This window comes from Geothrix oryzisoli, from assembly GCF_022808865.1.
Taxonomy (GTDB): Bacteria; Acidobacteriota; Holophagae; order Holophagales; family Holophagaceae; genus Geothrix; species Geothrix oryzisoli.
This window is the reverse complement of the sequence record NZ_JAKZLB010000003.1, coordinates 241,954-260,600: the sequence shown is the minus strand read 5'-3', so window position 1 is coordinate 260,600 and position 18,647 is coordinate 241,954. Positions and strand designations below refer to the sequence as shown.

The following is an 18,647-nucleotide window of genomic DNA, read 5'->3' as shown; positions in this document are numbered from 1 at the left end:
CCATGAGCCAACACGCCGAGCATTCCGCCGATCTCAACACCGTCCAGCAGCCCGAGCACCCGGCCGAGCACCCGGGCTACGGCACCTTCATCAAAGTCTGGGTGGCCCTGCTGATCCTCACCGCCTGTCTGGTGGGCATGAGCCACGTCAGCCAGACCTACGCCGTCTGGGGGCTGCTGACCCTGACCCCCCTCAAGGCGGGCCTGGTGTTCTACTTCTTCATGCACCTGAAATACGAGGGCCCGCTGCTCAAGATCGTGATCCTGGTGACCCTGGGCACGCTGCTGATCTTCTTCGCCCTGCTCTTCTCCGACGTCGCTTTCCACTGAGGCACCCATGGACTGGATGAATCAAGCCGCCCTTTCGGCCCAGAAGTCCGATGCGGTCTTCTTCTACGTGTTCGGCCTCTCCGTCGCGTTCCTCGTCTTCATCACGGCGCTGATGATCTATTTCGTGGTGCGCTACAGCAAGAAGCGCCACCCGGTCGCCGAGCAGATCGAAGGCCATCTGGGCCTGGAGATCCTGTGGACCAGCGTCCCCCTTGTGCTGTTCCTGTCGATCTTCTACTACGGCTGGACCAACTACGAATACATGCGCCAGGCTCCGCGGGATGCCATGGTCGTGAACGTCACCGCCCGCCAGTGGGCCTGGTCCTTCGAATATCCCAACGGCAAGAAGAGCAAGGTCCTCTTCGCCCCGCTCAACAAGCCCATGAAGATGGACGTCCACAGCGCCGACGTCGTGCATGGGTTCTTCATCCCCTCGTTCCGCCTGAAGATCGACGCCGTGCCCGCCCGCACCAACACCACCTGGTTCCAGGCCACCAAGCTCGGCTCCTACGACATCGAGTGCACCGTCATCTGCGGCGTGGACCACAGCCTCATGCTGAGCAAGGTCGTCGTCGTGCCCGAGGACGAGTTCAAGGCCTGGTACTTCGGTGGGGAGGATGCCCCGGAACCCGGCAAGGCCATCCGCGCCGCCGAGGCCCACCCGGACCTCAAGGATCTGCCGCCCGGCCTCGCCGTGCTCACCTCCAAGGGCTGCCTCGCCTGCCATTCCGTGGACGGCAAGCCGAAAGTCGGCCCCACCCTCAAGGCCCTGTACGGCAAGCAGGAGGAAGTCCTCGTGGCCGGGACCATGCGCGCCATCACCGTGGACGAATCCTACCTGCGCCGGGCCATCACCAACCCCATGGAGCAAGTGGTGCGCGGCTATCCGCCGGCCATGCCCCAGACGCCCATGACGGAGCAGGAACTGGCTGAGGTCGTCCGCTACATCAAGACCCTCTAACGATCCGGGGGACCGGGCTCGCGCCCTGCACCCCCGGCTCCCCGCGCCCCCGCCCAGCCAAGCTGGGCTCCGGCTCACACTCCCCGGGGGACCGGGCTTGCGCCCTACACCCCCGGACCCCCGCCCTCGCCCAGCCAAGCTGGGCTCCGGCTCACACTCCCCGGGGGACCGGGCTTGCGCCCTACACCCCCGGACCCCCGCCCTCGCCCAGCCAAGCTGGGCTCCGGCTTAACCAGGAGCGATGATTTGAGCGTGGCCGCCCTCCCCCTGACCAAGCCCAGCCCCGTCTCGACCTTCCTCGAGCTGACCAAGCTGCGCATCTCCGGGGCCTCCACCTTCACGGCGGCGGCGGGCTATGTGGCCTTCCTCCGGGGCGCGGACGCCGGGCTGGTCACCACGCTGATCGGCATCCTGCTCCTCGCCATGGGCTCCAGCGCCCTCAACGAGGTACAGGAGCGCCGCTACGACGCCATGATGCCCCGCACGGCGGGACGGCCCATCCCCCACGGCGACATCTCGGCGGGCCGAGCCACCCTCGTGGCGGTGATCCTGGCGGTATCGGGCTTCGGGGTGCTGCTGGCCGCCCACAACCTCACCTCGGCGCTTCTCGGCGCCCTGGCCCTGGGCTGGTACAACGGCTTCTATACGCCCTTGAAGCGCATCAGCGCCTTCGCGGTGGTGCCGGGCTCGCTCATCGGGGCCCTGCCTCCGGCCATCGGCTGGACCGCTGCGGGCGGCAGCGTGGCGGACCCCTCGGTCCTGGCCCTGGCCTTCGTCTTCTTCATCTGGCAGGTGCCCCACTTCTGGCTGCTGGTGGGCCTCCACGCTGAAGGCTACGAGAAGGCGGGCTTCCCCACCCTGGTGTCGGTCTTCGGCCGGCCCCGGCTCTCGCGCCTCACCTTCACCTGGACCTGCGGCACCGCCGCCGCCTGCGGCCTGCTGCCGCTGTTCCGGGTGCTGGTCTCCTGGCCGTCGGAAGTCATGCTGGGCCTCGGCGCCGCCTGGCTCATCGCCGGCTCCCTGCCGCTGCTGAAGGAAGGCCAGGACGCCCCCCTCTACCGCCGCGTGTTCATGAACATCAACCTCTTCGCCCTCGTCCTCACCGCCGCCGTCATCCTGGATCCCTTCTTCAGCCGGTAGCCGCGGGCCGCGCTGGGGTACACTCTCGGCCATGCCCGTCCGCCCCGCCGAATCCGCGCGAAAGCCGCATCCGTGGATGTGACGCGCTTCCTCGGGACGCACCGGTACGCCTGGCTCATGGACCTGGGCCGTGGGCCCGGCTGCACCTTCCAGCTGCTTCGGCGGGAACTGGACGGGGCCCGGTTTCTCGCCCAGCTCTGGTCGCCCCTGCCCCCGGACCGCGACCTCGACCAGCTGCGCGACACCTTCCTGGCCCGCTTCCTCGACGCCGATCCCCTCGATCCCGTCCTCGGCCACTTCGGCTTCGATGGCGAGCAGGCCTGGCACCTCCAGGCCCTCCAGGGCACGCCCCTCGCCCGCCTCTGGCCCGGCTGGGGCCCCGCCCAGCGCCAGGCCCTAGTCCAGCACCTGGCGCAGCAGCTGGAGCGCGACCTCCACCCCCGGTTCCTCCACCCCGAGGCCATCACCCTCCGCCCCGGTCTCCTCCAGATCCCCCGGACCCTCGGCGAGGCCCCCCGGGACCTGCTCGCCCTGACGGCCCTCCTGCCCGCCACCGTGCCCACCCCGGCCCTGTCCGAGGACCGGCCCTGGACTCAGGCGCGGGACCTGTCCGAGCTCATCTCCCGGCCCCTCCGGGGGCGGGTCCAGGAGCTGCCCTACCTCAAGTCCCTCATGCTGGGCCTCAATGCCCCCATCCCCATGGAGCGCATCGTCCTCCTCCAGGGCGAGGAGGGCGTCGGCAAGGCCCACCTGGCCGCCTGGGCCTGCGCCGTGGCCGAAGGCGAGGGCATCTGGGTGCACCACCTGCAGGCTTCCACGGACGAATCCGCCGGGCGCTTCCTGGGCCGGCTGCTGGAGGCCCTGCTCGCCGGCAGCGAGGCCGACCTCTACGCCCAGCGCCCCGAGGCCGCCCGGGCCCTGTCCCTGCGCCTGCAGGCCTTCGCCTTCCTCACCGGCGGGCGGGGCCTGAACCGCCAGGAGGCCGGCCCCGAGCCCGAGGAGGTGAAGGCTGCCCTCGAAGCCCTCGACTTCGCGCGCCTCCTCCATCCCCGTCTCATCCACCTGTCCGACCTGGAGCGCAGCACCCCCGAAGTCCTCGCCCTGGTGCGGGAGCTGGTCCACCGCTCGGACCTGCCCTGGCTGCTCTCCCTCACCACCGGGGCCCAGGGCGCCGGGCTGAAGCCCCTCATCGCCGACCTGCGGCAGGAGGCCTCCGCCGCCCTGGTGGGCGTCAACCGCCTGGAGGACGAGGACCTCCGCCGCATCCTCGACGACCTCCTGGGCCGCCATGCCCTGCCCGCCTCCTATGTGACCGACCTGCTCACCCAGAGCCTCGGCAACCCCGGCCTGCTGCGGAACGTCCTGGAGCTGGCCCAGCAGGAGGGCGCCCTGGCCTGGGACCAGGACCACTGGATCCTTGCCCCCGGCCGCCCCGCGACCCTCAAAGCCCAGGCCGACCTCGTGCAGCAGGTCTTCCTGGGCCGCCTCCAGCGCCTGACGCCCGCGGCCGCCACCCTGGTGCGCCTGCTGGCCCTGGCCGAGCGGCCCATGCCCTCCAGCTCCCTCGGCCGCCTGCTGGGCCTGGCGGGCGATGCCCTGGAGGATGCCCAGCAGGGCGCCGTGGGCTCACGGCTGGTGCAGCTCCAGGGCGGCCAGGCCCTGCTGCCCGATCCCCGCTGGCGGGAGCTGGTGCTGGCCCACACGCCCCTGGCCGAACTCAAGCGGCTGGCCCGCGCCCTCCTGGCCGTCATCCAGGAACAGGGCGGTCCCGTGGCCCACTCGGTGACGCTCCAGGCCCTGGCCTCGGACGAAGCCACGGCCCTCGCCGCCGTGCTGGAGGCCCTGGACCACCATCCGCCCGCGCCACCCCTGGAGGCCCAGCGCATGGTGGACCAGGCCCTCCAGCTGCAGCCCCGCCCCTGGGACGAGGCCCGCCTGCACGAGCACCTGGCGGATGCCTGGGCCGCGGGTTCCCAGGCCCCTCCCGCCGAAGGGGAAGGATCCGCGCCCTCCGTGGCCGAGCGCGCCCTCGCCGCCCTCGACCACGCGCTCGAGGCCCTGGGCCGGGCCGCCTTCCACGAGGGCATCCGCCTGGCCGAGGCCCGGGTGCTGCGGAAGCGGGCCATGCTGCTGCTCCAGCTGCGCCGGGCCGCCGAGGCGCAGGAGGCGGTCATGGCCGCCGCCGAGCACCTGAAGGACCACCCCCTCCACCCCGAGCAGCCCCGGCTGCGGCTGGCCCTGGGCCAGCTCCACCTGCTCCAGGGCCACCTGACCAAGGGGATCCGCGCCCTGGAGGAGGGCCTGCACCCCCAAGGCCAGAGTGGCGGCGGCCGGCCCCAGCCCCAGGACCAGGCGGCCCTGCTCACCGCCCTGGGCCGGGCCCTGGCCGCCCAGGGCCAGTTCCAGCGCTCGGCGGACCTCCTCGAATCAGCCCAGCGGCTCCTGGAGCACGGCCAGGACTTCCGCGGCCTCGTACCGGCCCAGATCGCCCTGGCCCAGGTGCGCCTCGGCCAGGGCCAGGCGGATCCCTGCATCAGCCTGCTGCAGGAGGCCCTCCAGACCGCCCGTCTGCAGGGCGACCTCGCCCTCCAGTGCCAGTGCCACCTGGCCCTCGGCACCGTGCGCAGCCTCCAGCAGTTCCTGGGCCCCGCCCAGACCCATCTGGACCGGGCCCTCGGCCAGGCCCAGCGGCTCGGGGACGCTGGCCAGGTGGCCATGATCCAGATCTGGCGGGCCCGCACCTTCGCCGCCATGGGCGATCCCGTGGCGGCCGACCATGCCCAGTTCCAGGCCGCCGGGACCAGCCAGCCCCACCTCGCGCCGGAGGAGCAGGGCGACCACACCATGCTCCAGGGGGAGGTCGCCCGCTTCCGCGGCGCCTGGCGGGATGCGGCCCGGCTGCTCAAGGCCGCCGCGGACCAGTTCGAGGCCGCCGGCCTGCTCTGGCGCCACCGGTTGGCCCGGCTCCGCCTGGCCCAGGCCCTGGCGCGGGAATCCCAGCGCACCCGGCAGGAGGCCCCGGAGCAGGGCTGGGCCATCCTCGAGAACCTGAAGGGCCCGGTGGAAGGCGCCGGTTCCCGCTGGCTGGACCTGGAGTGGCACCGGGCCCACGCGCTGCTGCTGTCCACGGTGCCGCCCACCGAGGCCGTGGCGGAGGAGGCGCTGCACGCCTGGAGCGAGGTGCTGGCCGCCGCCCGGGACCTCCAGTTCCCAGCCCAGGTGGTGGAGGCCAGCACGGAAGGGGCGCAGCTCCTGCTCCAGCGGGGCGAGAAGCTGGGCGCCAAGGCCCGCCTGCAGGATGCCTTCCCCAGCTTCCAGCAGCTCTGGTCCCGCCTGCCCGAAACCCAGGGCACCGCCTTCCTGGGCCGCGAGGACCTCCACCGCTTCCGCCAGACCGTCGAAGCCGCCGGCCTCCGCTGGGTCCTCCCCGAGCGCGCCGACCCCCTCCACGACTGGACCCCCACCCAGATGAACCTGCCGGTCGTGCCCGACGGCGAGTGAAGGCAGCGTACCCATAGTCCAGGCGGAGCCCCGAATCACAGACTCAGGCGATGGGCGGGCTACTTGGTGTACTCGTAATGGTAGGCGTACCGGTAGCGCTGATACCCCACCGACACGGCGGACACATCGTTGAAGATGCAGCCCTTGACCTTGGTGCCACCACTTTCGAAGCGCTTGAGGGCGATGCGGAGCTCCTCCAGGGAGTGGGCCCGGGCCTTGGCGATGAGGAGGACCGTACCCACGTGCTTGGCCAGAATGACGGGATCCGTCGCCGCCAGGACAGGGGCCGCATCGATGATTACGAGGTCGTAGGCAGCGGACACCTCCTGGATGAATCCCGACAGGCGGCTGGTCATCAGCAATTCGGCCGGATTGGGGGGCAGCGCCCCGGTGGTGATGAGGTCGAGGCCCGGCAGCACGGCCGCGTGCAGCACCTCTCTCCAATCGACCTGGCCTGACAGGATCTCGGAGAGACCCCGGCCACGCTCCGGCAGGCCGAAGGGGCGGTACAGGTACCCCTTGCGCAGATCGCCATCCACCAGCAGTACCCGCGCGCCGGCCTGGGCCAGCAGCGCCGCGAAATTGCTGCTCACGAACGTCTTGCCGATGGTCGGCGTCGGTCCGGTGATCAGCACCACGGGGTTCTTGGCGTCCATCATGGTGAAATGGAGGCTGGTGCGCAGGCTGCGCAGGCTCTCCACGGCCAGGTCGTCAGGATTGGCTTGGGCCAGCAGGTGCAGGCCCTGCTTCCGGCGCTCCATGTCCCGGTGGATGAGCGCCTGCTGTTCGCTGTGGGGCACGGTCACCACCACCGGCAGGCCCAGGCGGCCTTCGATGAGCCGGGGATCCTCCACGCCCCGAAGCAGGGTCCGGCGCAGCATGACCAGGCCGATGCCGCCGAAGAGACCCAGCAGGGCAGACAGGCTGATCACCAGGAGCTTCTGAGGCTTGACCGGTTCAAGGCTGGGCAGGGCGTGGTCCACGATCCGGGCATTCCCGATCTCGCCGGCCTTGGTCACCTGCAGCTGCTGGGCGTTGTTGAGCAGGGCGGTGTACATATCCGTGCCCACCTGCGCCTCGCGCATGAGGCGCACCAGCTCCTGCTGGGTACGGGGGAGGCCGCGGACCCGACCATCAATCTGGCGGGCTTCGGCGCTCAGCTTGGCGATTTGCTGGTCGAGGGTCGCCACCACATCCGCGCGCTCCTTGTAGGTGCGCAGCAGCTCCTCCTTCTTTTGTCTGAGCACCAGAACCTGGCCCTCGAGATCCACGCTCTGTTTAAGCACCAGCTTCGCCTCTTCGGGCAGGTCCACGGAGCCGGTCTGCATGCGGTACTGGTTCAGCTGGTTCTCGGATGCATCCAGCTTGGCCCGCAGCTGAGGCAGCTGCTCCTGGAGGAAGGCCAGGGTCTTGGAGGCCTCCTCGGCCTTGCGTTCGATGTTCTGGCGCACGTACTGGGCCACGATCTCATTGAGAATCTCAGCTCCCCGAGTGGGGCTGCGGTCCTCGAAGCTGAGGCCCAGGATGTTGGTCTGCTTGCCCTTCTCGGCGACCAGCAGGCCCAGGCGCAAGTTCTCGATGGCCCTGAGGAAGGGCTGCCGGGTCAGGTTGAAGCGCTGACCCGAAGGGGCCACGAGGCGACGCACCTGAAGGACCAGGGGCTGGCCCAGCCAGGTAGCCTTGAGCTCTTCGCCTTCGTGGCCATCGGCCAGCACCTTGCCGTCTGGATCCTCCCAACGGAAGGCGCCGTTCTCCCCGGCAATGACGCGGAAGGGTCTCCCCTGAACCGCAGCAGGAAGCTCAAAGCGCTCGATGCGCAGGGTGGGGGCGTCAGCCCGGTCCCGCACCAGGGCATCCCCCACCAGGGGGTTGAACCTCGGTTGGGCCACAATATCCAGGGCCAGAGCCTCCACCGTGCGGCCCAGCACCAAGTTGCTTTTGAGAATCTCGACCTCGGCCTGGGCCACGGTGGGTTGGTCCAGCAGACTGGACAGAGCCTCCATGCCGAGGGCGCCCTTGCCGCCCTTCTTGTCCTCCACCTGGAGCATGGCCTGAACCTGGTAGACCGGGCTCTTGCGCCAGGCGTAGTAGCCCCCCAGCAGCAGAGCCACCAGGGTGATCCCCAGGATGAGGTTGCGCCCCTCCCACAAGTTGCCGAGAAGTTCCTCCAGGGAGATCTCCTCCCCGTCATTGGCACCGCTGAAGTCCCCGGTGGAGGGCATGGATGACGGATCAATGGCGTTCATGGGTTCCTTCTGGCCAGACGGGGGAGCCAGGTCTGGATGGCCCCCTGGATGTGGTCGCCGATCCTGCGGTGGTCTTCGGCGCTGCGGCGGATGGGATCGGGGATCTCCGGCCGATCAGGTGACAGCCATTGGCCCAGCAGGAAGACCCGCCCTCGGACACTGGGGGCCAAGGCTTCACAAGCAGCCTTCTGGGCCCGATCCATGACCAGGATGAGATCCGCGCGTTTGGCCAGATCGAGCGTGACCTGCCGGCCGCGGTGGGCGCTCAAATCGAGCCCGAGTTCCACACCCTGGCGCTGGGTTTCCTCATGGGCCGGCTCTCCCACCAGGGCCCTGAGCCCAGCGGAGCGCACGTCGCTGACGGGGCCGAGGGCCCGCCGGAGCAGGGCTTCGGCCAGGGGGCTCCGGCAGTGGTTGCCTTCGCACAGGACGAGGATGCGGCGGATGGCGATCGGCATGGGCTACTGGCTGAGGTACTTGACTTCGGAGGCGGTGGAGGTGAGGGCGGAGACCGTGGGCACGATCAGACTCACCACGCGGTTCCAGCGCACCAGGGGGCCTGCGTCGACATAGACCAGATCCCGGGGCTGGAGGGCGAAGCGGTCCGCCAGCACCATGGCCACGGGGTTGTAGGCGTCCAGGTGGAACACATCCACCGCGTTTTCGGTCTTACCGCGGCGGAACACGTAGATGGACCGGGCCTCGGCCGTGGTGCTGTTGATGCCACCTGCATCAGAGAGAGCCTGGGCCAGGGACAGCTTGCCGTGGTAGGTGGGCACGGAACGGGGATTGCGCAGCTCGCCCAGGAGGTAGACGGGTTCCTCGTCCCGGTTCTGCACATGCACCGAGTCCCCATCCTTGAGCAGGATCTGGCCGATGCGGTTGCCCCGGGTCATCAGGTCGAGGAAGTCGAGGGACCAGGTGCGGTTCCCGCGGGAGACCAGCACGTGGCTCTGATCCGCCGTGGGGAGGAAGCCTCCAGCACGGTTGACGGCTTCCGCCAGGGTGAAGGGGACGTCAGTGATGTTGTAGACGGCGGGATTGCGCACCTCTCCGCTGACAAAGACCTTCTGGGAACGGTAGGCGAGCACCTTCAGGTCCACCTGGGGCCGCTGGAGCACCTCGTCCAGCTTGGCGGTGAGGGCGTCGCGGGCGTCCTCCACCGTAAGGCCGGCCATCTTCACCCTGCCGACGTACGGATAGAACATGAAGCCGGAGTCGTTCACCACCATGCCCGTGGCGACGTCGGTGCGGTACTGGCCCAGGGGCAGGGTCAACTCCGGATGATCCCAGACCGTGACCATGAGGATGTCCTGGGGACCGATGCGGTAGGGCTCCACTTTGGTCGCCAGCAGTTCCTTGATCTCCACGAAGACCGCTCGGGCCCCGTAGGCCTTGAGGGTCTCGGGGTTCAAGGGATGCAGGGTGACGTCCTGGCCATTCACCTGGGTATGGGTTTCCTTGTCACAGGTCTGGGTATTGAATTTCATGCCCGGGGCACGGCAGGCGCCCAGAAGGAGGGCCAACCCAAGGACGAACACCTGAGGAAGGCGCCGATGGCAGGTCGCATGGGACGAAGTGGCGGATACCAGGGGCTGACAGATTGAGAGACACACTGACATTCCATTCCCGTAAAGAGTGGGTTGAGGCTTGCGTCGGACGGCCCATTCCATCCATCCGGCGAGGTTGCTGCTCTGGGTCAGGTCACTGAGGGCACCGGTGTGAAAAGACAGGATTCGGCCCGCTCCGACCAAAGTCGCAACCATTCGGAATGGTTAAACACCGCACCTTCAATACACCCGGAGTTCCATTGGAAAACACATGGGAAAATATATTTCTATATCATTTATTTTTAACCACTTGAATCAATCACTAGGCATTTATATCCTCTCATTACAAACAGAAAACTCCCCAGGCTCCGATACCCTGGCCTCGCCCAATTGGGCTTTCAGACACCGGATCGGCGTGACGAGGACGACACCTTAGAAATGAAAATCCAACTCGTCCTTTTCCCACTGTTTGGTGGTTTCATGGAGACCCACGGCTTCGACCTTCCAGCGGAGACCCCATGAGCCACCTGCCTGCGGACGCGCGCCCCCGCGTCACCCTCCCCCAGCTGCACGCCTGGCACCACGCGGGACGGAAGCTCGTGATGGTCACGGCCTACGATGCCGCGACGGCCCGCATCGCGGATGCGGCGGGCGTGGACCTGATCCTGGTGGGCGACAGCGTGGGAAATGTGTGCCTGGGCTTCGAGAACACCCTGCCCGTCAGCATGGCCATGATGAACCACCACCTGGAGGCCGTGGCTCGCACCCAGCCCACGGCCATGCTGGTGGCCGACCTGCCCTACCTGAGCTTCCACCTCAGCGTGGAGGACACCCTGCGGAACGCCGGGGGCTTCCTCCGGCGCGGGGCCCAGGCCGTCAAACTCGAGGGCGGGGCCAAGCGCCTGCCCATGATCCATGCCCTGATCGACGCCGAGATCCCCGTCATGGGCCACCTGGGGCTCACCCCCCAGAGCGTGAACCCCATGGGCGGCTTCAAGGTGCAGGGCAAGCACAAGGGCGACGCCATCCGCCTGCTGGAGGACGCCCAGAAGCTGCAGGACGCCGGCTGCTTCAGCCTGGTGCTGGAGGGCATCCCCGCCGACCTGGCCGCCAAGGTGACGGAGACCCTCGAGATTCCCACCATCGGCATCGGGGCCGGCCCCCAGTGCGCGGGCCAGGTGCTGGTCTTCCACGATGTGCTGGGCCTGCTGCCGGGTTCCTCGCCGAAATTCGTGCGGCGCTATGCCGAAGGATTCCAAGACCTGCGTGATGCCCTGGCGACCTGGGCCGGGGATGTGCGGTCGGGAGGGTTCCCCGATGGCCGGGAATCCTATACCCTTCCAGAAGCCGTTCGTCCGGTCCTGACCCAGTGGCATCCCTGATCGCGCCCTTGGTAGACTGGCAGGCGATATTTGAAGGATCCCGCTTTTGTCCATGCGAGTCGTTCGTACCATTGCTGATCTCCGCGCGCTTCTGAGGCCCCTCCGGGATGAGGGCAAGCGCATCGGCTTCGTCCCCACCATGGGTTTTCTGCATGAGGGCCACGGGGCCCTCATCCGTCAGAGCGCCGCGCGCTGCGATGCCACGGTGGTGTCCATCTTCGTGAATCCGAACCAGTTCGGCCCCGGCGAGGACCTGGCCAGCTACCCGCGGGACCTGGAGCGGGACCAGAACCTCTGCCTGGAGACCGGCGCCACGGTGCTGTTCCTCCCGGAGGTGGCCGAAATCTACCCCACGGGTTTCCAGACCCATGTGGAGCCCGGCCACCTGGCCGACACGCTCTGCGGCCGCTACCGGCCCGGCCACTTCCGGGGCGTGGCCACCGTGGTGGCGAAGCTCTTCAACATCGTGCAGCCGGACTTGGCCTTCTTCGGCCAGAAGGACTTCCAGCAGACGGCGGTGATCCGCCGCATGGCCCGCGACCTGAACCTGCCCGTGGACGTGGTGGTGGTGCCCACGGTGCGCGAGGCGGACGGCCTGGCCCTGAGCAGCCGCAACACCTACCTGGACGAGGAGGCCCGGCAGCGGGCCCTGACCCTCAGCCAGGGCCTGCTGGCCGCGAAGGCGGCCTTCGAGGAGGGGGAAGCGGCGCCCGCCAAGCTGGTGGCCCTGGCGCGTTCGCACATGACCGGGGCGGATTCGATCCAGTACCTGGAGCTGGTGGACGCCCAGACCCTGGAGCCGCTGCAGGGCCCGGTGGACCGCACGGTCGCCCTGTGCGTGGCCGCCTACGTGGGCAGCACCCGCCTCATCGACAACGTGCTCCTGTCTCCCGCGCCGAACGGAATCGGGACCGGCGGAGGCCAGGGCGCCTGAGCCGGGTTTCCGGCGAACGGCCCCACCCTTCGGACTAGGAGAGCCTCCTCCCATGGGTGGAGGGTGCTCCCTCCCTCGCAGGGTTAGAATGGCTGGGTCCCGTCCGTCCAGTCACCGCGGGCCCATCCCGGGAGGTTCCATGCTCGTCCCGATCCTGATTTCCGCCGCCCTTCTCGCCATGCCCCAGGGGCGTGGCCATGACAAGGGGGACCGCGGCGGCCCTCCGGGACATGCCCGCGGGGGCGATGGCGTGCCGCCCGGCCTGGCCAAGAAGGGCGGCCTCCCCCCCGGCCTCGCGAAGAAGTTCGGCCCCCGGGTTCCCGAGCGTCCCTACATCGCGGTCGATCCCCGCTACACCGACCGCGCCTACTTCCTGATCGATGGCCGCTGGGAGCTCCGCAAGGGGTTCAACATCGGCCTCCAGGCCGATGTCCGCGACACCCTGCGGCTGGCCCCCGTGCCGCCGCCGGTGCCCCTGCCCCGCATCGGCGTGGACCTCCACGTGGTGCTGTTCAACTGAACTGAGGAGGCTCCATGAACCGCCGTATCCTGAGTGCCGCCCTGCTGGCCGCCTTCCTCCTGCCGGCCCTGCCTGCCGCCGCCCGCCCCGACGATGAGCGCCGGGGCCGCTACGGGGAGCGGGAGGACCGTCGGGAGGATCGACGCGAGGACAGGCGCGATGACCGTCGTGACGACCGCCGCGAGGATCGGAAGTACTGGCAGGAGCGCGACAAGGCCGAGCGCAAGTACTGGAAGGAAAGGGACAAGGAAGCCCGCAAATACGAGCGCCACCGCTACTACGACGACGATGACCGGGACCGGGACCGGCCGCGGCACTACCGCGCCCCGGCCTGGATGGACGGCTACTGGCGTCCCGGCGACACGCGCCGCTACGTGGCCCTGGTCCCCGGCGACCCCTCCCGCTGCTATGTATTCCTGGAGGGGCGCTGGGTGCTGCGCCAGGTCCGCGACCCCCGGGCCCGTCTGGACTTGGAGGGCGCGTTCCAGCTGCCCATGGCGCCGCCCCCCGTGGCCCCGCCCAGGCTCGGCCTGAACCTCCACGTGGTGCTGTTCAACTGAGCCCTGCCCGACCAGGTAAAAATCGAGGATGGACCCGGGGTACACCTGGGTCCATTCTTATGCGTTGGCCGGGACTCCGACGGGAGCCTGGACCGGAGGATGCATGCTGCGCCACTTCCTGCTCGGTAAGATCCATCGCGCCACCGTGACGAGGGCCGATCTGGACTACGTGGGATCGATCACGCTCGATCCGTTGCTCATTGAGGCCGCCGGCTTCATGGAGAACGAGAAGATCGACATCTACGACGTGACCAACGGTTCGCGCCTGTCCACCTATGTGATTCCGGGCGTGCCGGGCTCGGGCGAGGTCGGCATCAACGGCGCCGCCGCCCACCTGGTCCAGAAGGGCGACCTGGTGATCATCGCCGCCTACGGCTGGATGACCGCCGAGGAAGCGGAGACGGTGGCCCCGAAGGTGGTCTTCGTGGATGAGCACAACCGCATCACCGAGCGCCGCCGCCAGGAGCGCACCCCCCTCTGCGTGGCAGCCTTCCCGGACTGACCGGGCCGGAACAGTGGCACCTGGCCGAGCCTTGCCGACCGGCCGGGAGAAAGCTATGCTGCATAAATGAATGGGATCCCAAATAATCTCTTCGACTCCGACCCCACGGTCCGGCGCGTCCTGGATGCCCTCCGGTCCATCGTGCGCGAGCTGCGGCTCGCCTCCGCCGCCACCGGGAAGCACCATGGCCTGAGCAGCGCCCAGGTCTTCGTCCTCCATGTCCTTGGGAAGGACGGGCGGCTGTCCCTGGGCGAGCTCGCCGACGCCACCTTCACCGATCAAAGCTCCGTCTCGGTGGTGGTCCGCAAGCTGGAGGAGAAGCAGCTGGTGGTGAAGGCGGTCGCGGGCCACGACCGCCGCCGGCTGGAGATCAGCCTCTCCCCGGAAGGGCGCGGGCTGCTCCAGGAGGCTCCGCCGCCGGTGCAGGACACCCTCGTCCGGCGGATGGCGGCGCTGCAGGCGAACGAGCTGCTCCAACTCGCGGGCCTGCTAGAGGCCCTGGCGCCCCCGAGCTCGGAGCCGCCCCCGATGTTCTTCGAGGAGCGCGGCCGCCCGAGCCGGAAGGAGGCCGGCCATGGCCCCGTCTGAGCCCGTCCGGATTCCTCCACAGGTCCCCCCGGGCGAGGGAGCGGCGGCCGGGACTGGCCAGCCATTCCGGCCCGGGGAGGCGCGCACGCCCCGCATCACCGCGGTCCTGGACGGCCGGGTGGCCTTCCTCGGCCTGCTGGCGACCGCCCTCGGCCTGGCCCTGGGCTTCATCGCCGAGGGCCTGCTGCGGCTGATCGGACTGGTGACGAACCTGGCCTATTACCACCGCTTCTCCTCGAGCTTCACCTCCCCGGCCGGCCACCACCTGGGCTGGGGCGCGCTCTTCGTGCCGGTGGCGGGAGGGCTGGTCGTCGGCCTCATGGCCCGCTACGGCTCCACCGCGATCCGGGGCCATGGAATCCCCGAGGCGATGGAGCAGATCCTCCTCAACGAGAGCCGGATCCCGCCCCGGATCACCCTGCTGAAGCCCCTGTCCGCCGCCGTCGCCATCGGCACCGGCGGGCCCTTCGGCGCCGAAGGCCCGATCATCGCCACGGGTGGCGCCCTGGGGTCGCTGGTAGGCCAGTTCATCGCGATGAGCGCCCTGGAGCGCAAGACGCTCCTCGCGGCCGGCGCCGCCGCCGGCATGGCGGCCACCTTCGGCTCCCCCGTGTCGGCGGTGGTGCTGGCCGTCGAACTGCTGCTCTTCGAGTACCACCCCCGGTCCATCATCCCGGTGGTGCTGGCCAGCGTGGCCGCCACCGCCGTCCGCTATTCACTGGTGGGGTCCGCGCCCGTGTTCTCGATGCCGATCCTGGCCTCGCCCACGGGGACGGCCCTCGGCATCTACATCGCGGTCGGCGCCCTGATGGGCCTGGCCTCGGTGGGCGTGACCAAGGCCGTGTACCACCTCGAGGACACCTTCGAGCGCCTCCCCATCCACTGGATGTGGTGGCCCGCCCTCGGCGGCCTCGCGGTCGGGCTGATCGGCCTGTGGGTGCCCCGCACGCTGGGGGTCGGCTACGAGAACATCCAGGGAGTTCTTTCCGCCCAGCTCGTGGGGACCACCCTCCTCACCCTCTTCGTGGCCAAGTTCCTCTCCTGGGCCATCGCCCTGGGCAGCGGCACCTCCGGGGGCACCCTTGCGCCCCTCTTCACCCTGGGAGGAGCCCTGGGGGCCCTCACCGGAGGACTCCTCGCGGCCCTCTTCCCCCACCTCGGGGTGGATCCCCGGATCTGCGCCCTGGTCGGGATGGCGGCCATCTTCGCCGGGGCCTCCCGCACCATGCTGGCCTCCGCCATCTTCGTGTTCGAGACCACCCTCCAGCCGCTGGGCCTCCTGCCCCTGCTCGGCGGGTGTGCGGCGGCCTACCTGGTCTCGGCCCTGATCATGCGGCGGAGCATCATGACGGAGAAGCTGGCGCGCCGCGGCGTCCGGGTTCCCGAGGAATACGCCTCGGATTACCTGGATCAGCTGCTGGTGCGGGACTTCGCCTCGCGGAACGTGCTGACCCTCAACGCCGACGACACCCTCCGGGAAGCCAGGGCCTGGCTGGAGGCGGACGCCCGCGGAGCGGCCCATCACGGCTTCCCGGTCATCGATGGGGAGGGGCGCGCCCTCGGCGTGCTCACCCGCCGCGACCTCCTGGACCCCGCCCGCACTCCGGACGCGCCGCTGCGGTCGCTCATCGGCCGCCCGCTGGCCGTCGCCCTGGAGGGCAACTCCCTGCGGGAGGCCGCCGACCACATGGTCCGCGAACGGGTCGGCCGCCTGCTGATCCTCGACGAAGCCCAGCGGGTGGTGGGCATCCTCACCCGGAGTGACTTGCTGGAAGCCCATGCCGAGCGGCTGCGCCACTCGGAGCGGGCCCTGGCCCGGGACGCCGGGGCGCCCCTCCCGCGACCGGGCCAGGCGGGATGATCCCGCGGTGGGCGGGCCGCCCCGGCGCGGCCCCGGGCGTGCGGTGGCTCCACTACGCCCTGCCCGTCGCCCTGGGCGGGTCGATCCCCACCGTCGTCCAGCGGGCCACCGGCCGGGCCCTGTTCCTGCCGGGCCTGGCGTTCCTCCTGCTGGGGATTGCCGCGGCCTACTCCCTGGATCGCCTGCTCGACGGTCCGGCGGGCGCGGAGGGCGCCCCCTTCCGACCACTGCTCGCGGTCGGGTTCGGGCTGTCCGCCCTCCTGGGGGTCGGCCTGATCCCCCGCCTCCCCCCGCAGAGTGTCGCGCTGGTGCTGCTCCTCGGGGCTTCGGCGCTGGGCTACCGCCGCTGGAAGCGGTTCCCCTTCGCCAAGGCCCTGGGGGTGCCCCTGGCCTGGACTTGGGCGGGCCTGACCCTGCCGTTCCAACCCCAGTCCTGGTTCGGGTGGCGCGCCCTGCTCGAACCCGTCGCGCTGACCCTGTTCCTGCTGCTGGCCGCCGGGTGCCTGCTGTGCGACCTGAAGGATGAGGCCCCCGATGGCCAGTCCGGCATCCGCAGCTTCCCGGTGATGTTCGGCGCCCGGTGGACTGCGATCGTGGCAGCGGTCCTGGCCGCGGGCGCGGTGCTGCGCGCCGGGTCGGCCCATCGCCCGGGCCTGGCGGCCAGCGGGGCGGCCCTGATCCTCCTGGCCTGCTTCCCCCGGCTGACGGCACGGGGGGTCCTGGGGGCCCTGGCGGTCGATGCGGCGCTGACCCTTCCGGGTCTGCTCATCTGGACACATCTTGTGTGATGCAAACAAATAAAGAACCCCCTGAAACAATTAAATCCAGCCCAGGAACCTTCGACCGTTGGCGCGGCATCCAAGGGTCATGGTAGAAATGACCTACCCTGCGGCCTGGTACGGCCCTGGGGCCCGCAGCCGGGGCACGGAGCCCCCCTGCAAAGTTCTGAAAGGTTGGTTCCATGGAAGTCCGCAAGTCCCTGGTGGTCAATTCGACCCCCCTGGAGACGCGCATCGCCCTGCTTGAGAACGGCCAGCTCTGCGAGCTGTTCCTCGAGCGGACGATGAACAAGAGCCAGGTGGGGGATGTGTACAAGGGCCGGGTGGCCAAGCTGCTCCCCGGCATGCAGAGCGCCTTCGTGGGCATCGGGAGCGCCAAGGACGGCTTCCTCTACCTGGACGATCCTGTGGCCCAGCGCCTGGGGGCCGACCTGTCCGCCGACGAGGAAGGCGAGGAGGTCGCCGAGGATCTGCCGCCCCCCCCGCCACCCCTGCCCCCCCTCAAGGAGGGCGAGGAGACGCTGGTCCAGGTGGTGAAGGACCCCATCGGCTCCAAGGGACCGCGGCTCTCGCGGCATCTGAGCTTTCCCGGCCGCTTCCTGGTGTTCATGCCGGGCATCGACCACATCGGCATCTCCCGCAAGATCACGGATCCCGAGGAGCGGGAGCGCCTCCGCGACCTGATCCGCAGCCACGCCCAGCCCGGCGAGGGCTACATCGTCCGCACCGCCGCCATCGGAGAGAAGGACGAGGACCTGGTGGGCGATGTGGCCTTCCTCCGCCAGGCCTGGCAGGAGATCCAGGCCAAGGCCGAGACCGTGCCCGCTCCGGGCCTGGTCTGGCACGACCTGCGGCTGCTCCAGAAGGTGCTGCGCGACATCTTCCGCGAGGAGGTCTCCAGCTTCTGGGTGGACGACCCCGACGCCCACCGCGAGGTGCTGGCCTTCGTGGAGAAGCTGCATCCGGAGTGGGCCAACCGGGTGAAGCACTTCACCTCGGACCTGCCGATCTTCGAGGCCTTCGGCATCGAATCGGAGATCGAGGCGGCGCGCCAACCCAAGGTCTTCCTCAAGCACGGCGGCTCCATCGTGCTGAACCAGACCGAGGCCCTGGTCAGCGTCGATGTGAACACCGGCAAGTTCGTCGGCAAGAAGGATCTGGAGGAGACGGTCTACCTCACCAACCTTGAGGCCATTCCGGAGGTCGTGCGCCAGCTGCGCCTGCGCAACCTGGGCGGCATCGTGGTCATCGACTTCATCGACATGGTGGACTCGGGCCACCGCGAGGAGGTGCTGGCGCGGCTTCAGGAGGAGCTCAAGCGGGACCGCAACCACGCGCGGGCCGGCGGCATCTCGGAGTTCGGCCTGGTGGAGCTCACTCGCAAGCGCACGGGGCCTTCCCTTGAACGCCTGCTCACCCAGCCCTGCCCCGCCTGCAACGGCACGGGCCGCCACCCGAGCCCCGAGACGTCGCTGCTGAAGGCCTACCGCGAGCTGGTGCGCCTGGGCGACCGCCTGCGCGGGGCCGATGTGCGCCTGACCCTGCATCCGGAGTTGTCCGGCGCCCTGCACCAGGAGGCGCGCGAGGGCCTGCTGCAGCTGGCCCGCCTCCTCGGCGCCCGCATCCAGTGGATCGAGCGCCAGGACACGCCGCGGCATGCGGTGGTGATGGACGTGCAACTGGCCGGCCAGGACAGCGCCACCGCCTGATCGGAGGCGTCATCCCCGGCGTCGGCGTTCCCGATCCCCCGAGTCTGCTGACATGCGAATCTCGTATAGACTCGCGGAATGCGGA

At 69.6% G+C, this 18,647-nt stretch carries 16 protein-coding genes; 13 read left to right on the top strand and 3 right to left on the bottom strand.

Going from position 1 to position 18,647, the window contains the following annotated elements:
* Nucleotides 1-2 precede the first annotated feature (2 nt).
* The 4 genes from MLE43_RS09345 to MLE43_RS14870 all read left to right on the top strand — a co-directional run bounded on the left by MLE43_RS09345 (nucleotide 3) and on the right by MLE43_RS14870 (nucleotide 5,931).
* Complete coding sequence (locus tag MLE43_RS09345; RefSeq protein ID WP_243303431.1) at nucleotides 3-329, top strand: cytochrome C oxidase subunit IV family protein; 327 nt, start codon at nucleotides 3-5, stop codon at nucleotides 327-329.
* A 7-nt stretch (nucleotides 330-336) separates the two neighbouring features.
* Nucleotides 337-1,290 (top strand): cytochrome c oxidase subunit II, encoded by a 954-nt coding sequence (gene coxB / locus MLE43_RS09340; RefSeq protein ID WP_243303430.1) that lies wholly within the window; start codon nucleotides 337-339, stop codon nucleotides 1,288-1,290.
* 252 nt (nucleotides 1,291-1,542) lie between these two features.
* Nucleotides 1,543-2,430 (top strand): protoheme IX farnesyltransferase, encoded by an 888-nt coding sequence (locus MLE43_RS09335; protein WP_243303429.1) that lies wholly within the window; start codon nucleotides 1,543-1,545, stop codon nucleotides 2,428-2,430.
* A gap of 72 nt (nucleotides 2,431-2,502) precedes the next feature.
* Nucleotides 2,503-5,931, top strand: coding sequence for an ATP-binding protein (locus MLE43_RS14870; RefSeq protein WP_275976147.1), 3,429 nt, complete (start codon nucleotides 2,503-2,505; stop codon nucleotides 5,929-5,931).
* A 59-nt stretch (nucleotides 5,932-5,990) separates the two neighbouring features.
* Here the strand turns inward: MLE43_RS14870 and MLE43_RS09325 are convergent, their stop codons facing one another.
* From MLE43_RS09325 to MLE43_RS09315, 3 genes are read right to left on the bottom strand one after another with little or no spacing between them, the layout of a single operon-like run.
* Complete coding sequence (locus tag MLE43_RS09325; RefSeq protein ID WP_243303428.1) at nucleotides 5,991-8,177, bottom strand: polysaccharide biosynthesis tyrosine autokinase; 2,187 nt, start codon at nucleotides 8,175-8,177, stop codon at nucleotides 5,991-5,993.
* Nucleotides 8,174-8,635, bottom strand: coding sequence for a low molecular weight protein-tyrosine-phosphatase (locus tag MLE43_RS09320; RefSeq protein ID WP_243303426.1), 462 nt, complete (start codon nucleotides 8,633-8,635; stop codon nucleotides 8,174-8,176). Before MLE43_RS09320 ends, MLE43_RS09325 begins: the two co-directional genes overlap by 4 nt.
* A 3-nt stretch (nucleotides 8,636-8,638) precedes the next feature.
* Nucleotides 8,639-9,667, bottom strand: coding sequence for a polysaccharide biosynthesis/export family protein (locus MLE43_RS09315; protein ID WP_243303424.1), 1,029 nt, complete (start codon nucleotides 9,665-9,667; stop codon nucleotides 8,639-8,641).
* Between the two features lie 578 nt (nucleotides 9,668-10,245).
* Here MLE43_RS09315 and panB point away from each other — a divergent pair.
* The 9 genes from panB to MLE43_RS09270 all read left to right on the top strand — a co-directional run bounded on the left by panB (nucleotide 10,246) and on the right by MLE43_RS09270 (nucleotide 18,562).
* Complete coding sequence (gene panB / locus MLE43_RS09310; RefSeq protein WP_243303423.1) at nucleotides 10,246-11,109, top strand: 3-methyl-2-oxobutanoate hydroxymethyltransferase; 864 nt, start codon at nucleotides 10,246-10,248, stop codon at nucleotides 11,107-11,109.
* 52 nt (nucleotides 11,110-11,161) lie between these two features.
* Nucleotides 11,162-12,043 (top strand): pantoate--beta-alanine ligase, encoded by an 882-nt coding sequence (gene panC / locus MLE43_RS09305; protein ID WP_243303421.1) that lies wholly within the window; start codon nucleotides 11,162-11,164, stop codon nucleotides 12,041-12,043.
* A 139-nt stretch (nucleotides 12,044-12,182) separates the two neighbouring features.
* Complete coding sequence (locus tag MLE43_RS09300) at nucleotides 12,183-12,563, top strand: hypothetical protein (RefSeq protein ID WP_243303420.1); 381 nt, start codon at nucleotides 12,183-12,185, stop codon at nucleotides 12,561-12,563.
* A 14-nt stretch (nucleotides 12,564-12,577) separates the two neighbouring features.
* Nucleotides 12,578-13,123, top strand: a complete 546-nt coding sequence (locus MLE43_RS09295) for a hypothetical protein (RefSeq protein ID WP_243303419.1) — start codon at nucleotides 12,578-12,580, stop codon at nucleotides 13,121-13,123.
* A gap of 103 nt (nucleotides 13,124-13,226) precedes the next feature.
* Nucleotides 13,227-13,625 carry an aspartate 1-decarboxylase gene (panD, locus tag MLE43_RS09290; RefSeq protein ID WP_243303418.1) on the top strand — a complete coding sequence of 133 codons (399 nt, stop codon included), beginning with the start codon at nucleotides 13,227-13,229 and terminating at the stop codon, nucleotides 13,623-13,625.
* Nucleotides 13,626-13,691: 66 nt separating this feature from the next.
* A complete protein-coding gene (locus MLE43_RS09285; protein ID WP_243303417.1) occupies nucleotides 13,692-14,213 on the top strand; it encodes a MarR family winged helix-turn-helix transcriptional regulator in 522 nt (173 codons plus the stop codon).
* Nucleotides 14,200-16,074, top strand: a complete 1,875-nt coding sequence (locus MLE43_RS09280; RefSeq protein WP_243303416.1) for a chloride channel protein — start codon at nucleotides 14,200-14,202, stop codon at nucleotides 16,072-16,074. Before MLE43_RS09285 ends, MLE43_RS09280 begins: the two co-directional genes overlap by 14 nt.
* Nucleotides 16,071-16,862, top strand: a complete 792-nt coding sequence (locus tag MLE43_RS09275) for a UbiA family prenyltransferase (protein ID WP_243303415.1) — start codon at nucleotides 16,071-16,073, stop codon at nucleotides 16,860-16,862. The genes MLE43_RS09280 and MLE43_RS09275 overlap by 4 nt, the downstream gene beginning before the upstream one ends.
* Before the next feature lie 173 nt (nucleotides 16,863-17,035).
* Nucleotides 17,036-18,562 carry an Rne/Rng family ribonuclease gene (locus tag MLE43_RS09270; RefSeq protein ID WP_243303414.1) on the top strand — a complete coding sequence of 509 codons (1,527 nt, stop codon included), beginning with the start codon at nucleotides 17,036-17,038 and terminating at the stop codon, nucleotides 18,560-18,562.
* Nucleotides 18,563-18,647 lie beyond the last annotated feature (85 nt).